The sequence below is a fragment of the Enterobacter sp. SENG-6 genome (genome assembly GCF_001605945.1).
Lineage (GTDB): Bacteria > Pseudomonadota > Gammaproteobacteria > Enterobacterales > Enterobacteriaceae > Enterobacter > Enterobacter cloacae.
The window spans coordinates 1-13,877 of sequence record NZ_LOMM01000031.1; the positions used below are offsets into that span (position 1 = coordinate 1).

General features: G+C 50.2%; 16 protein-coding genes and 1 pseudogene. 5 read left to right on the forward strand and 12 right to left on the reverse strand.

What is annotated here, in order from left to right; genetic code table 11:
* From tuf to bfr, 3 genes and pseudogenes are all read left to right on the forward strand, one after another.
* A pseudogene (gene tuf, locus AX755_RS15320) lies at nt 1–184 on the forward strand (elongation factor Tu); the annotation flags it as partial.
* 179 nt (nt 185–363) lie between these two features.
* On the forward strand, nt 364–558 hold the full coding sequence (bfd, locus tag AX755_RS15325; protein ID WP_008503493.1) for a bacterioferritin-associated ferredoxin: 195 nt from the start codon (nt 364–366) through the stop codon (nt 556–558).
* A gap of 72 nt (nt 559–630) precedes the next feature.
* A complete protein-coding gene (gene bfr / locus AX755_RS15330; protein ID WP_062857029.1) occupies nt 631–1,107 on the forward strand; it encodes a bacterioferritin in 477 nt (158 codons plus the stop codon).
* Between the two features lie 35 nt (nt 1,108–1,142).
* Here bfr and AX755_RS25940 read toward each other — a convergent pair whose 3' ends face one another.
* Genes AX755_RS25940 through gspC form a run of 12 tightly spaced genes read right to left on the reverse strand, consistent with a single transcriptional unit; the run spans nt 1,143 to nt 11,839 of the window.
* The gene (locus AX755_RS25940) at nt 1,143–1,922 is read right to left on the reverse strand and encodes a prepilin peptidase (protein ID WP_073971458.1); all 780 of its coding nucleotides are present in this window, start codon (nt 1,920–1,922) and stop codon (nt 1,143–1,145) included.
* On the reverse strand, nt 1,915–2,424 hold the full coding sequence (gspM, locus tag AX755_RS15340; protein ID WP_082824526.1) for a type II secretion system protein GspM: 510 nt from the start codon (nt 2,422–2,424) through the stop codon (nt 1,915–1,917). Before gspM ends, AX755_RS25940 begins: the two co-directional genes overlap by 8 nt.
* The gene (gene gspL, locus AX755_RS15345) at nt 2,390–3,538 is read right to left on the reverse strand and encodes a type II secretion system protein GspL (protein ID WP_062857032.1); all 1,149 of its coding nucleotides are present in this window, start codon (nt 3,536–3,538) and stop codon (nt 2,390–2,392) included. The genes gspM and gspL overlap by 35 nt, the downstream gene beginning before the upstream one ends.
* Nucleotides 3,528–4,490: a type II secretion system minor pseudopilin GspK gene (gene gspK, locus AX755_RS15350; RefSeq protein WP_062857033.1), complete on the reverse strand. Its 963-nt coding sequence runs from the start codon at nt 4,488–4,490 to the stop codon at nt 3,528–3,530. Before gspK ends, gspL begins: the two co-directional genes overlap by 11 nt.
* The gene (locus AX755_RS15355) at nt 4,487–5,068 is read right to left on the reverse strand and encodes a PulJ/GspJ family protein (protein ID WP_062857034.1); all 582 of its coding nucleotides are present in this window, start codon (nt 5,066–5,068) and stop codon (nt 4,487–4,489) included. Before AX755_RS15355 ends, gspK begins: the two co-directional genes overlap by 4 nt.
* Nucleotides 5,061–5,417, reverse strand: coding sequence for a type II secretion system minor pseudopilin GspI (gspI, locus tag AX755_RS15360; RefSeq protein ID WP_062857035.1), 357 nt, complete (start codon nt 5,415–5,417; stop codon nt 5,061–5,063). The genes AX755_RS15355 and gspI overlap by 8 nt, the downstream gene beginning before the upstream one ends.
* The gene (locus AX755_RS15365; protein ID WP_062857036.1) at nt 5,414–5,914 is read right to left on the reverse strand and encodes a GspH/FimT family protein; all 501 of its coding nucleotides are present in this window, start codon (nt 5,912–5,914) and stop codon (nt 5,414–5,416) included. The genes gspI and AX755_RS15365 overlap by 4 nt, the downstream gene beginning before the upstream one ends.
* A gap of 2 nt (nt 5,915–5,916) precedes the next feature.
* A complete protein-coding gene (gene gspG, locus AX755_RS15370) occupies nt 5,917–6,360 on the reverse strand; it encodes a type II secretion system major pseudopilin GspG (RefSeq protein ID WP_062857037.1) in 444 nt (147 codons plus the stop codon).
* Nucleotides 6,361–6,369: 9 nt separating this feature from the next.
* A complete protein-coding gene (gene gspF, locus AX755_RS15375) occupies nt 6,370–7,569 on the reverse strand; it encodes a type II secretion system inner membrane protein GspF (RefSeq protein ID WP_062857038.1) in 1,200 nt (399 codons plus the stop codon).
* Complete coding sequence (gene gspE / locus AX755_RS15380) at nt 7,566–9,041, reverse strand: type II secretion system ATPase GspE (protein ID WP_062857039.1); 1,476 nt, start codon at nt 9,039–9,041, stop codon at nt 7,566–7,568. Before gspE ends, gspF begins: the two co-directional genes overlap by 4 nt.
* Nucleotides 9,038–10,996 (reverse strand): type II secretion system secretin GspD, encoded by a 1,959-nt coding sequence (gspD, locus tag AX755_RS15385; RefSeq protein ID WP_082824529.1) that lies wholly within the window; start codon nt 10,994–10,996, stop codon nt 9,038–9,040. The genes gspE and gspD overlap by 4 nt, the downstream gene beginning before the upstream one ends.
* Before the next feature lie 27 nt (nt 10,997–11,023).
* Entirely contained in the window at nt 11,024–11,839 is an 816-nt protein-coding gene (gene gspC, locus AX755_RS15390) for a type II secretion system protein GspC (RefSeq protein ID WP_073971460.1), read from the reverse strand.
* Nucleotides 11,840–11,986: 147 nt separating this feature from the next.
* Between gspC and AX755_RS25845 the strand changes: the two genes are divergently transcribed.
* Both AX755_RS25845 and AX755_RS15400 read left to right on the forward strand, forming a co-directional pair.
* Nucleotides 11,987–13,453: a peptidoglycan-binding domain-containing protein gene (locus tag AX755_RS25845; RefSeq protein ID WP_062857041.1), complete on the forward strand. Its 1,467-nt coding sequence runs from the start codon at nt 11,987–11,989 to the stop codon at nt 13,451–13,453.
* The gene (locus tag AX755_RS15400) at nt 13,450–13,824 is read left to right on the forward strand and encodes a hypothetical protein (RefSeq protein WP_062857042.1); all 375 of its coding nucleotides are present in this window, start codon (nt 13,450–13,452) and stop codon (nt 13,822–13,824) included. Before AX755_RS25845 ends, AX755_RS15400 begins: the two co-directional genes overlap by 4 nt.
* Nucleotides 13,825–13,877: the final 53 nt, after the last annotated feature.

Sequence of the window (13,877 nt, forward strand, 5' to 3'; positions counted from 1 at the left end):
TACAACTGACGTGACCGGTACCATCGAACTGCCAGAAGGCGTAGAGATGGTAATGCCAGGCGACAACATCAAGATGGTTGTGACTCTGATCCACCCAATCGCGATGGACGACGGTCTGCGTTTCGCAATCCGTGAAGGCGGCCGTACCGTTGGCGCGGGCGTTGTTGCTAAAGTTCTGGGCTAATTAATTATCCCCGAATAAAAAAAGGACGCTTCGGCGTCCTTTTTTGTTTTCTTAGCGTGTGTACTTGTCACAAATTTTCGCATTTTTTGTTTGCTCCCGCCCCGTATACTGGCGTTTGTGCTATTGTAATCATAACCATTCTCACTTACACTTTGCGCATATTTTGAACGGGAGTCTTTATGTACGTTTGTTTATGTAATGGTGTGAGTGACAAAAAAATACGTCAGGCCGTTCGCCAGTTTCAGCCACAGTCCTTCCAGCAACTTCGCAAGTTTGTTCCAGTGGGAAATCAATGCGGTAAATGCGTACGCGCAGCGCGTGAAATCATGCAGGATGAACTGATGCAGATCCCGGAATACAAAGAGATCGCGTAAGCGCCCATCTTTTTTTTGACATCCCTGTAGCCCGATCTACGCTTCAATGAGTGGAAGCGGAGGGACTATATAATGAAAGGTGATGTTAAAATCATAAGTTATCTCAATAAATTATTGGGAAATGAGCTTGTCGCAATCAATCAGTATTTTCTCCATGCGAGAATGTTTAAAAACTGGGGCCTCATGCGCCTCAACGACGTTGAGTATCACGAATCCATCGATGAGATGAAACATGCCGATAAATATATCGAGCGTATTTTATTTCTCGAAGGCATCCCCAACCTGCAGGACCTCGGTAAACTCGGCATCGGTGAAGATGTTGAAGAGATGCTGCGATCCGATCTCAGACTTGAACTTGAAGGCGCAAAAGACCTTCGCGAAGCTATTGCCTACGCAGACAGCGTCCATGACTACGTTAGCCGCGATATGATGATCCAGATTCTGGCCGATGAAGAAGGGCATATCGACTGGCTGGAAACCGAGCTGGATCTTATCCAAAAGCTTGGTATCCAGAACTACCTGCAGGCACAAATTCGCGAACAAGAGTAACGATGACAGGAAGGTGCTATGCCTTCCTGTCTCACTCACAAGGTAGCCCAGCAGAAGTAGCCCCAGCCACTTAATGCCAGCGCAGGTCCGAACGGGAGAGCGCCAGTAAACTGCCTTTTTTTCATCCACCACGCCAGCCCTCCGAGGACCCCTGCGATGGATGCTATATAGAGGATCGTTGGTAGATTCTGCCAACCGGTCCAGGCTCCCATTGCTGCCAGCAATTTGAAATCCCCGTAGCCGAGACCCTCTTTGCGCCATATCAGCCAGACTATCCAGTAAAGCAGCCACAGGGTGAGGTAGCCCGCCACCGCCCCAAGAATGGCATCTTTACAGGGAACGACTCCCGTCATCAGGTTAAACAGCAACCCAAGCCACAATAAGGGCAGGGTCAGTTTATCGGGCAATAAAAAGTGTTGTAAATCAATGACACTGAGTGCCAGTGCGAACCAGAAGTAAAGTAACAGACCGGAAACCAGCATTAGATTGTTAGGGTGAAGGGCGTAGCAGAGAGGAGCCATAAGCGCACAGCTGGCTTCGAGCAAGGGATAACGCCATGAGACAGACTGTCCACAGTGACGGCATTTTCCCTTTTGCCGCAGCCAACTAAAGAGTGGGATATTGTCATGCCACATCAGAGGTATGCGGCAGTGACAGCAGTGTGACGCTGGTAGCCATAAATTAAAGCGGGAAAATGCTTCGTCAGCGTTAGGCTGTTGCACGATCATTATGGGTAGCCGCCAGGTGACCATCCCCATGGTGCTGCCTGCCAGTAACCCAATAATCAGAAAGAGCAGGGCAAGCATACTATCCATTCCGCTTCATCCCGATGGTGAGACGTGTGAGGGTAATCGAGTCGGCCCCTTGGGGGTTGGCATGAAATTCCAGGTCCATGACGTGTAGCCCGTAACTGATTTGTATCTCTTCGAGCCAGAGCACGAAGCTTTCCATTTTCATGTTAGTGGCGGAGACGCTCGTTTCGCCTCCGTTACCCTGCTGTACCGTTGCGACCAGCTTCGCTTTTTTTAGGCTATTCCTGATGAGATCGCCCGTTTTACCGGCCGGTTTGTTTTCCGGCAAAAGACCCGCTGTGGTAACCTGTTTGCGGAACCATTCCGCATCGTCGCGGAGGCGTTCACAACGCGACTGCAGGGTATTAATTGACTGATCAAGTGGCTGATAGAGGCCAAACCAGAAAAGTATCATCAGGCTACATATTGCCAGTATCATGATGAGCCGTTGTTCATTAACAGGTTTTTGCCTGAAGTTGTTCATCGCATGTTTAATCATTGCGTAACGTCCACTTTCCTTGTTCATGTTTGTCTATCGTTAAAGAAAACCCCAATGCGCTCTCTTTGATAAATTGCCGTACGTGGTTTTCATCAGAGGCATAAAGAAAAAGTTGCAGGGATTTTTGCTGCGGGTTATAGCTCACTCCTTCAAGTGCGATGTCAGGGAAACGAGCCAGACTGGACTGCAGACGAAACAGAAGCGTTAACGGTGCGGGTGAACGCTGCCGTAACTGTGCTGGCAGGTAGGATCGCAGATTATTACTGTGTCGGTTTTCGGGAATATAGCGTTGCCATTGCTGGGTCAGGTTATTCCTGAGCTGCACTTCCACCTGATGAAGTTGCCACCAGGAGAATAGCTGAGTCAGTAGTGCAATCGCCGCGGCCAGAACAACACAGCAGAGGGCGATACGTTGCAGGCGTGATGTCCCGGGCGAAAACGCGGCAGGGGGACGCACGCTGTCATGCAATAAATTGATGATCTCCGCATCTGGATAAAGCAACATGATATGGCATGCCGGTTTTTCAGCGGCGTCTGCATATGGACCGGGTAATTCGCCGTAGTGTATAAGTTGTCGGGGAGGAAAGTGCAGCAGGAGATGAGTAAGCCAGGCTCCAGTCAGGCGCGAGACGTAACCTTCGTGAGTCCTGATAAGCCAGGTATCTTCCTCTTTCAGTATCGACCAACCGTTTTCTATGTTTGGTAAACAGAGCACATCCAGCGATGCCTGCGTCACGTTAAACCCGTTGGCACTGAGCACTGCAAGTTCCTCTTGCAGCCATACTTTATCAACCCCGACAACTGCGAGCGTCGTTCCCATGCGTGAGAGCAACGTCCAGTGGAAGGTGGGGGCATCCTCGTCGAGCGTCTCATCGGCTAGCCAGTGCAGTTGCTGATCGGACAGTTCATCCTTTTCATCCAGAACAGCAAATGTGCGGAAGGTTGCTTTTTCAACAGGAATGAGCAGACATGTTTCCCTGGCGGCAGGAAGCCCGGAAAGCTCAGGGAGTTTTTCGCGTGGCAGGGACTGAATTTCTCCACAGCCGCTGTCGTCAAAAATGGTCCATTCCACCGGCAACGTTGGCTCGCTGTTCAGGCGTATGAGTAGCCGCGCAGTATTAAATGATGTTTTACTCGTCATGTTCGCCATCCGTAAGCTGGCGGAGATAGATCCCGATAGATTTCTTTTTATCGTCATAATAAAAGTAAGTTTTCATCCCTGTACTCAGCTCGCCTTCTCTTGCGCTCGACGTAGTCACAAAATAATGACTGGTAACGGTCAGGTATTTTTTGAGTGTGTCTACATGTTCTTTGGCCGCGCTGTAATCCTTCTGGGCCTGATAAAGAAAGGCATCGATCGTTTTCCAGCCTTCCCTGGGGCGTTTTTTTAGCAAGGCTTTTGCATCCGACGTGCTGATATCATTCAGAAAAAGGGCTGCCAGCAGAGGGGCCTGCTCTTCGGTAAGGGTATTAATATTAATGTTTACGTCGCTGCTGAATTCAGTACAAACAAAAGGTGCAAGTTTCTTAAAGAGAGGTTCCGTCATCCCCTTTAGAGTGCGAATCTCAGTGGGTAAAAAGATCATTTGATTCGCCGTCAGGAAGTGAACGCCGTTTTGCAGATAATACTCATCTTCGGCCCCTTTCAGCCGTGGTGACGTGTCGGCATCGATATAATCAGCAGCGGACTGGATTATCTCTTCAGTGCGGCTTTTGTCTGCGCCCAGCTTATCCAGAAGTGCCTGAAATACGCTGATTTCATAGGGGGGCGGCGTAGTCATGCCTTCAACGGGATCCTTCTCCAGCGCGTTGAGATTGAAGCACTGTTGTCGATCCTCCGTACGCCAGCTTACGCTAGTATTCGTATCCAGTTCTGCCTTGCCGGTTAACCTTACAGCATCATGATTTAACACACCGGCGGTGGCCTTCCCTTCCGCATAAAGCAGGGCGTATTTTGCCTGCACGCTGGCATTTGTACGTCGGCTACGCAGGAGTTGGGCCTGGAAGCTAATAGTCATTTCAGCCGCGAGTGCTGCCATCAGCGCCAGAATCATTAACACAATCAGCAGCGCAGCGCCTTTCTGCGGATTCATTTTTTATCCTCACGATGCTGGTCGGTTTGTTGCTTCTCTGGGATCCATCCAGGCAAGATAAAACGACGAAGAACACTTTCCTTGTTTTCCCGCTCCAGCGTAATGGCTACCGTGGTTGATGCCATATTCCCCTCAACACCTGACAGTACAGATGAAAAATGGATGATGTTTGTCAGCAGGGCACGTGCGGGTTTGTCTTCTTTCCCGTCAGGGGAGTACCGCACTGCGCGGTATAAGGTCCCGTCCTTGACATACCAGTGTATGGTCGTAAGTACGAAGGAGGCTTCGAAAGGGGTTGTCGCATCGCGCATTTGGGTGCTGAAGAGTAACTCATCGGTCTCGCTCGTAAGGGGCTGGTGAGTCTGGCGATTTTTGCGTGGGACATATTGCATCAGATCATTTTCCAGCAGCAGCAGGGTGTATTGCAGGGCGTGAAAATCATTGGCCAGTTTTTGGGCGCGCTGATGTTGCTCAGAAGCCTGAGAAAAGACCATCGAGGCCAGGAAGCTGAGCGCCGAGAAAATCGCAATCGCCAGCATGACTTCCAGAAGCGTAAAGCCTCTCTGATGATTATTCATGGCTAGCCCCTTGCTTCTCTGATTCCGGGAGCCAGGCATAAAGCTGTACCGTTTTTCCCCCGGAGGATGTCACGGTAATTTGGTTCAGAGAAGCGGAGGGAAAACCTTCGAGCTGCCAGGTGAATGATATACCCTCCAGATATGACTGGCTCTTCACCGTGGTGGAAAGAGAAGTGTGAGCTTTGATTAACTGATTATCCGCGACCCATAGTGCCAGCGTATTCTGCTTCAGGGTCTCCAGAGCGGAGAGTTGCCATTGCATGCTGGTAACTAACCCCATGACCGCCGTGGCAAAGATGACCATGGCTAATAACACTTCAAGCAGGAGCATTCCACTTTGCTGTTTCATTGCGCCACCTTTAGCTGAGTGATATCCAGCGGCAGAAAGCCAGCGCAGCGCACATGCAGAATTTTTTCACCGTTTGCATTTCTGAATAACAGTGTGAAGGGCGTTATCTGCCCATCAGGTAGTATGATAATCTGCGGCGTATCGCCTTGTGGCGAGGGGATAAGTTCGGGTCCAGTCGGCCCGTTCCATTCCCCCTGAAGTGATACGTTATCGTCACGTTGAATAACCTTCCATTGCCAGCCAGTACTCGCACTTTTTTGTGGGGCGTAAAGTAACCACCCTTTTTCGGTCACCAGCAGGGCAACCGCATGTTTTTCCAGCAGCGCCAGATCGGCTGCATAATCAACGGTTTGTCTGAACATGTCGACACGCTGACGCAGTTTTCCGCTCACGCTTAAACGTTCATTTTGCATGGCTATAACGCCCGCCGCGGCCGCCGCGAGAATGACAATCACCAGCATCACCTCCAACAAGGTGAATCCTTTTTCCCGAGGCATGGTCAGTGCGATTTTTTGTCGTTATTCCAGTTGTTGATGTCATCAGCCGTACCGATTTCACCATCAGGGCCGGTTGAACTGATATCGATTGCACTATGTTCACCCGGGCTTATCAGAACATACTCATTGCCCCAGGGATCTGCAGGCAGACGGCGGATATAGCCCTCGGGATTGTAATTCTCAGCCAGCGGCGAGAGTGTCGGGGCATCAACCAGTGCGTCCAGACCCTGCTCTGTCGTGGGATAGCGATGGTTATCGAGCTTGTACATGTCCAGAGCATTTTCGAGCGCGACAATGTCGCTGACCGCTTTTTGCCGGTCAGCGCGATCTTTATTGCCCATCAGATTCGGTACCACCAGGCTTGCCAGAACACCCAAAATGACGATCACCACCATGAGCTCCATCAGGGTAAAACCACGTTGTGTTTTTAGCGTTTGTTTTTCCATTACTATTCCTCAGTTCATCAATGAGTTGAGTTGTAAAATTGGCTGCATAACCGCCACCACGATAAAGAGAACGATGGCGGCCATGACGATAATCAGTGACGGTTCAAAAATCGCCAGCGTCATCGTGATGCGGTTCTGTAACCGGACGTCCTGGTTATCTGCTGCCCGTTGCATGAGTTCTCCGAGTTGGCCGCTTTTTTCCCCGGAAGCGATCATGTACAGCATCATGGGCGGGAAAATCTCTGTTTTCTCAAGAGACAGGCTGATACTGTTTCCCTGGCGCACGTTCTCGGCGGCTTCACTCAGCCTCTGACGTATCTCCTGGTTACCCACGCCTTGCGCTGAAAGTGACATCCCCTGAAGCAACGGAATGCCGCTAATGTTGAGGATACTGAGGGCTCGTAAGTAGCGGGCACTGTCGATAGCGCAAACCAGTTGTGCAGTACCCCGAAAATGAAGCAGCAGACGGTGAAAGCGGTGGCGGTTGTCCCCCCGCTTTAGCCAGTATGAAAACAGACCGCCACCAACAAGAAAGAGACCCAATAACCAGGGGCCGTAAATCGAAAAAAAGTCGCTGATAGCGAGCAATATTCGGGTCGTGAGCGGCAACTCATGCTTGAGATGAATAAACTGTGCCGCAACTTTGGGCACGACAGCAGTCATTAGAATCACCACCACCAGAATAGCGACGATTGTCAGAAGGGAGGGGTAGATAAGCGCCTGCATAAGCTTGCTATGCATCCGCTGGCGGGCTTCATTAAAATCGGCCAGCCTTTCCAACACTGCCCCAGCCTGGCCTACAGCTTCTCCTGCTTTTACCAGCGTACAATAAACCGTATCAAACACCCTGGGATGTAGTTGCATCGCGGCGGAAAGCGATTGTCCTTCAAGCACTGCCTGACGAAGCGAGCCGATCACGCCGATAAGATTCTTACTCTCTTTTTGCTGCTGAATCGCGGCGAGTGCCTCATCCAGTGGCAGCGCCGCAGCCATAAGCGTGGCAAGTTGACGCGTAAAAAGCGTCAGTTCACCATGACTCACCCGCGCCGGAAACCACCGTAACGTCAGCTTTCGCCGCTGCTGTTTGATGGACTGCGGCAACAGGGACTTGTTTCGAAGCTGGGTAATTATCTCCCGCTCGGAATCTGCATCGCTCACACCAGTATGGCGATTCCCTCTGGAATCCGTGGCTATCCAGCGAAATTTCATTCACCGTGCTCCGTCGATATCTGCCCTTCGGATGTGACACGCAGCACCTCCTGCAATGAGGTCAACCCTAGCGTGGCGGCATGCAGTCCGTTTGCCAGTAAGCTACGATGGCTCTGGCGCTGGAGCTGTTCAAGATGCTGCTCATTGACCTCTGCATGTATGGCCTGACGTATCTCAGGCGTCATCACTAACAGTTCGTGAATAGCCAGGCGGCCCTGATAGCCGCTTTGGCGACAGGCCTGGCACCCATTGGACTGCCAGAGTTGCGTCGCGGTGACACCCTCAGTGTTCAGCAGTTGATGTTGTCGAGCCGTGAGAGGATGCGATGTTTTGCACTGGTTGCACAGACGCCTGACAAGGCGTTGCGCGATCACCCCGACAAGAGATGAGGAGAGCAGGAAAGATTCCGTGCCCATGTCCCGCAAGCGGGTAACCGCGCCGCTGGCACTGTTAGTATGGAGGGTTGAAAGGACAAGATGCCCGGTCAAGGAGGCCTGGACTGCTATCTGAGCCGTTTCAGCATCGCGAATTTCACCCACCATCACCACGTCAGGATCCTGACGTAAAATTGCGCGTAGCCCGCGCGCAAAAGACATATCCACGCGGCTATTCACCTGTGTCTGGCCAATGCCCTCCAGTTCATACTCAATAGGGTCTTCTACGGTCAGTACGTTACGCTCTGGACTGTTAAGGGCTGAGAGGAGGGCATACAGCGTGGTACTTTTCCCTGAGCCGGTGGGGCCAGTGACCAGAATAATTCCGTGTGGCAGGGCGATAAGGTGCCTGAGAGCGCGCATGTCCTCCTCTGACATATCCAGCCTGTCAATGGATAGCCGCAGACTGCTTTTATCCAGCAGACGTAAAACAACCCGTTCGCCGTGCTGTGAAGGCAGCGTGGAAACACGGACATCCACGTTGCGGTGACCAATTTTTAAGGTGATACGGCCGTCCTGAGGCAGTCTTTTTTCGGCAATATCCAGTTTGGCCATAATTTTGATGCGTGAGATGAGCAACGCGGCCAGTTTTTTATTGGGTTGAACCACCGGGCGCAATACACCATCCACACGAAAGCGAATGCTCATCGTTTTTTCAAACACTTCAATATGAATATCTGACGCGTGCTCCTTAAGCGCTTCGCCAAGGACCGCATTAATGAGCCTGATAACCGGCGCGTCCGACTGCTCGTTGAGCAGATCTTCATTCGTAGGGATTTCATCGGAGAGCGCAATCAGATCGTCGGAATTATTAATATCTTCGGCAATAAGCTGAGCTGAACCGCCAGAGGGTTGATATAGCTGCTCCAGCTTTTCTGTAAATTGCTGCGAAGAGAACCGGGTAAAATGCATGCAGTCGCGGGCCATGGAGGCAACCTCAAGCATATGCTCAAGCGTGGTACTGGACGTGTAGTACAGTTCCTGCTGCTGAATAGCTATGCCATAGCGTTGCGCTTTTTTCCAGGCTAACGGGTTCACTTCACAGCCTCCCCGCTAAAGGGATTTTTGGCGGCAGGCGCTGCCAGCGTGTTATTAAACGTCCGGTCATCCAGTGATTCTATTTCATCGACATTAATGAGTTTGCCGCTGCGCTTGTCGCTCCTTTCCTTCTGCATCTCTTTGAAACCGGTGTATTTATCCCGTGAGAGCGAGTGATACACCTCATCATCTCTGATGATGGTCGGGCGGATAAAAACCATCAGGTTTCGTTTGCTTTTTTCATTCGAGGTATAGCGGAAAAGTTGCCCAATCAATGGGATATCGCCCAACAGAGGAACTTTTGACACTTCCTGTTTACTTGCATCATCCATCAAACCGCCAAGTACAACAGTTTCACCGCTCTTCACCAGAACCGCATTCTGGATCGTGCGCGTATTGAATGTCGGCCCAAGCGATGATGAGGTCGCCGAGGTGTCAACGCTGGACACCTCTTGCTCGATCTCCATCAGCACCGAGTCGCCCTCATTAATCTGGGGGGTAACTTTTAGCTTGGTGCCGACGGTTTTACGTTCGACGGTGCTGTAAATATTATCGCCAGAGGTAGTCTGGGAGCCGGAAAGCACAGGAACATCCTGGCCTACGTTGAACGCCGCTTCTTTGTTATCGAGCGTGACGATGCTTGGCGTGGAGAGGATATCGTTTTTGTTGTCGGTATTCAGGGCTGTCAGGAGAACGCCCCAGTCGCCATTGAAGAAGCCTGCCGCGAGGCCGTTATAATTGCTAAAAAGATCGTATGCCGGATTGTCGCTGGTCATGCCGCCTTTTGCTTTAAATTCATTGATGCCTTGCGCGGCATTAAAGATAGGCAGGCCGGTTTTGGTAAACTGCTGTCCACCCACATTTTTGTTAGCCCACTGTACGCCAAGATTCAGGCCTTTACCGTCCTGTACTTCGACGATGATAGCTTCGACCAGAACCTGAGCCCGCCGGATGTCCAGTTTCGCGATAACCTCATCCAGTTGTTGAAGAATACCCTGGTCAGCGGTAACCACGAGGGAGTTAGTCTGTTCATCGGCAGTAATTGATATCCCGTTGCCGCTGCTGCTCGTTGGTTTAGATGCGCCGTTTTTCTCCTCAGTCAATTTTTGCGTAACACCTGTCAGGACTTCGACAAGTTTGTCCGCTTTGGCATATTTCAAATACCAGACACGAGTATTGCCTTGCCCCTGCTCTTGCGTGTCGAGACGTGAGACGAGCTGTTGAATCCGCGCGCGGGCACGATCTGATCCGCTGATAATGAGGGCATTCGTTCTTTTGTCAGCAACGATTCGCGTCTGGAGTGTGGCAGGCTGGGCCTCTTTTCCGCTCTCACGCGACAGGTCATTGAGAACATCCGCCAGATCGCTAGCCGACGCGTATTTGAGGGAGATTACCTGCTCTTTTTTATCTCCCATCACATCCACACGTTTAACGACTTCAAGCAGACGATTAACGGTTGATGCCTTGCCGGTAATGATCAGTGTATTTGAGGGTTCATAATGCACAACGTTACCCACGTTCCCGCCATCCAACATTTGGCGCAGCAGTGGGGATAATGCACGTGCGGGAACATTGTCCAGCGAAACGATACGCGTCACCAGTTCATCCCCTTTTCCGGGCCTCGACCCATTAGTAAGTTTTCCCGGCAGGGTCTTCACTTTTTCAGAACGAACAACTTTCAGCAAACCATTATCAAGACTTATAAGTGAAAACCCGTACAGGTTCAGTACGCTCAGGAAAAACTGGTAATACTCCTCTTCATTAAACGTATCTGCACTTCTGACGGAAATAGACGCTTTTACATCGGGGTCAATCAGAATGGTTTTCCCCATGTTTTGGCCCACAATACTGACAAAGGTTCGAATATCTGCATCATTGAAATTCGCGGTGTAATCAGCGGTATATCCGGGTTGCGCTGCGATAGAAAAGAGAACTAGCAGCGATAGGGCTTTCATTCTCCGGACAGGAGGTATCTTTACCATTTAATTTTCCTTACCTTCCTGGAATTGCTGAACGGCAACATTAATCACCAGAGGCGATGAATTTCGTAACAGAGTAAATTGAACTCTTTGAAGCTTTTTAAGCGCATCCAGCGCTTTCGTCATGTTTTCCCGCTTTGTGAGTGAAATATTATTCAACTGAATGGCGATATCGCCAGGTTCAAGGGCGGTATGTGCGAATGATGCGGCATTCTTCCGGGGTAACAGACGTAATCCGCGCAAGGCGTGGTTATCTTCCACAGGACTGGCCTGGATATATTCTGACAAAGCGATCTTTGACGGGGGCTCGTTACCCGAAATCTGTTCGGGGGACGCGTCAGACATACTCAGTTCAGAAGGCAACGTGAGTTGCTGTTCGTGCCCCTCGAATGAGAGGATGACCTGATTTTGAGAGATATCTTTGATATGAATTGTATTCGCTGATTTCAAAACATCATTAACCGAATAGGCATTCTGCTCTCCTGCTTCCTGCAGGATCGCTCTGGAGGTTGACTCGTCTGAGCTATGAATAATACCGCGTAAACGGATATCAGGTAGTCGGAACGCTTCTTTCTTCGTTAAACGTCTCATCTCAATATTGTCTGATGCGGTTGATGATAAATTCCATTTATGTTTCTTGGTTGATGTAGTTGTTAAATCTATAATTCTTACGCCTTGTAATGCTAAGGAGTTATTGGACCAGCGAAGATATCCGATATTTATGCAAATTAATGACGCCATAATACACATGAATATAATAATGATGCACAATATGCGATAAAGAGAGTTGTTATTTACTGCTCTGAATATAGCTGTCATGAATTTATCATTTAGTAAAACTAAAAAAAGCAATCTGTTTATTGTTAAGGGCAACGATAATATAATTCGCCCGAGGTGCTAGCAAGTGATTTGCTGCAAGCTTGCACTATTTAGGAAAAAGACATTAAACAGGATGTGTCATTATTCATGGATAAGCTCAATATTTTTTATACTACCCGGCATCGCCTGATATGGCACTCTCTTATTTCAGCGTTAATTAATGAGCCGTGGCTGGTATTGCATGGTGCAAAGGGGTCGGGAAAAAGTTTACTTGCACGCGGTATTATCGATGCGTGGGCACATCGTACCCTGACGATAGGATCGCTCGCGCGTAAAGGATATCAGCTTGAATGGATCGTACTGGCGGATAGCCAAACTGAGGGCAGTTTAACCGGGAGGGTATTCTCCTCTGGCACTCTCTGGAGTGGACTGCTTGGCTTAATGGGGGAAAGAAAAGACAGCATACCGCTGTTTGTGCTGGAGGATGGCCAGCGAATAGGTAACAGGCTGGTTTCAACGGTTCAGGACTTTGTCGCGATAATGCCTAAAGCCCGCTTGTTATTAACCGGGACATTTCATCGCCGTCAGCAGCGCCACCTGCGGAAATTGCATCCGTTATGGTTTGAGATACCCAACCCGGACGAGGTGGATTGCCTGGAGGTCATAGCTGCTCATGCTGACGTAGAGCCTGAAGAATCGGGGGTACTGGCGGAGCATTTCGTCAGAAAAATTATGCGCCGCTGTCGCGGTAATCTCCATCTTGTTGCCCGAACAGGAGAGTTTATCCGTCGTAATAAAGAAGGAAAGCAGAAGGCTGTTGTCGGGATGGCATTGCAACAAGCCGCCTTGCGCTCTATACCCGTAACGCACCATCCTGGCGGGACATGTCTGGCATTAATCGTCGTGGCGGCGCTGTGTGGGACTGCGGGCAGGTATTTTTCTCAACCTTTATCCCGCTGGCTTCCGCAGCCAGAGAGTCTGTTGTCAGTTGCTACAACCCGGCCAATCTCTCCTCCTCTGACATTAACGTCAAAGATTATGTCTACCAATGAATCGCTCGCTTTACTTTATAACGTGTGGGGGTTTGACGTAGACAAAGGTGAAGCATGGTGTGATCAGGCCTACCGGGCAGGAATGGCCTGTATCTCGGGTAATGACGCGCTGGAGGCTCTGCTATTTCAGGGCCTCCCCTGGATAGCCACGCTGAAGGTGGAGAATATCCTTTTGCCGGTAGTCGTTATCGGGGGGGGGGATAAGACGCTTACCGTACTTTCCGGCAGTAACACGTGGATCGTTGATAAGTCATGGTTTGGCACAGTATGGACAGGGAGTTCTACGCGGATGTGGAAACCGTCGCCTGAGGGTAACGCGAGCATAACGAGGAAAAGTACTCCCGACGATATTATCTGGCTCGATACGATGCTGAGCCGGCTGTTGAGTGTTGAAGCCGAGGGTACAGGAGAGTGGAGTCCTCTGTTAACTGAAAAAGTCCGACAGTTCCAGACCCAACATAAGATTAAAGCGGATGGAGTGATGGGACAGCTCTCACTTATCCGACTCTGGCAGGCGCTGGGAGAAAGTCCGAAGCTCAACCAGGATGGGGATACGATATGAGTGACAAAAATGAAGCGTATCAGGGCGGTGGTGATCTCTTTATCCGTTCGGCTAGGCCAGTTACCTTTTGGCGCTGCGTTTGGGTCGTCTTTATATGGCTAATGTACAGCACTGGCTGTGTTCTGACTGGCTATTGTACAAAAAGCGAGTTTTCTCTGTCGTCACGCCTGGATACCGCCCCTCAACACTATTCTCTGTCAGACGCACACTATGTCTATAAGAAACGCCCCTTGCCGGTACTAAAAGAAGAGGAGGAGGGCGTTTCTGAAGAGAGTATTGATGAACAACCAGCAACGCCAGAGGAACCAGAAATTAACGCTGATCTCAGGGCACGGGTAAAGCAGGCGATGGCTGACATTGATCGTCAATAAAGGGTAGCGTTGAAAGGTTGGTTAATATCGACACAGTCGGCTTGCATTACCTC

Bases quoted from the DNA above. Each gene is read 5' to 3' on its own strand.
- bfd (WP_008503493.1), top strand. From the start codon at position 364: ATGTACGTTTGTTTATGTAATGGTGTGAGTGACAAAAAAATACGTCAG.
- bfr (WP_062857029.1), top strand. From the start codon at position 631: ATGAAAGGTGATGTTAAAATCATAAGTTATCTCAATAAATTATTGGGA.
- AX755_RS25940 (WP_073971458.1), bottom strand. From the start codon at position 1,922: ATGGATAGTATGCTTGCCCTGCTCTTTCTGATTATTGGGTTACTGGCA.
- gspM (WP_082824526.1), bottom strand. From the start codon at position 2,424: ATGAACAAGGAAAGTGGACGTTACGCAATGATTAAACATGCGATGAAC.
- gspL (WP_062857032.1), bottom strand. From the start codon at position 3,538: ATGACGAGTAAAACATCATTTAATACTGCGCGGCTACTCATACGCCTG.
- gspK (WP_062857033.1), bottom strand. From the start codon at position 4,490: ATGAATCCGCAGAAAGGCGCTGCGCTGCTGATTGTGTTAATGATTCTG.
- AX755_RS15355 (WP_062857034.1), bottom strand. From the start codon at position 5,068: ATGAATAATCATCAGAGAGGCTTTACGCTTCTGGAAGTCATGCTGGCG.
- gspI (WP_062857035.1), bottom strand. From the start codon at position 5,417: ATGAAACAGCAAAGTGGAATGCTCCTGCTTGAAGTGTTATTAGCCATG.
- AX755_RS15365 (WP_062857036.1), bottom strand. From the start codon at position 5,914: ATGCCTCGGGAAAAAGGATTCACCTTGTTGGAGGTGATGCTGGTGATT.
- gspG (WP_062857037.1), bottom strand. From the start codon at position 6,360: ATGGAAAAACAAACGCTAAAAACACAACGTGGTTTTACCCTGATGGAG.
- gspF (WP_062857038.1), bottom strand. From the start codon at position 7,569: ATGAAATTTCGCTGGATAGCCACGGATTCCAGAGGGAATCGCCATACT.
- gspD (WP_082824529.1), bottom strand. From the start codon at position 10,996: ATGAAAGCCCTATCGCTGCTAGTTCTCTTTTCTATCGCAGCGCAACCC.
- gspC (WP_073971460.1), bottom strand. From the start codon at position 11,839: ATGACAGCTATATTCAGAGCAGTAAATAACAACTCTCTTTATCGCATA.
- AX755_RS25845 (WP_062857041.1), top strand. From the start codon at position 11,987: ATGGATAAGCTCAATATTTTTTATACTACCCGGCATCGCCTGATATGG.
- AX755_RS15400 (WP_062857042.1), top strand. From the start codon at position 13,450: ATGAGTGACAAAAATGAAGCGTATCAGGGCGGTGGTGATCTCTTTATC.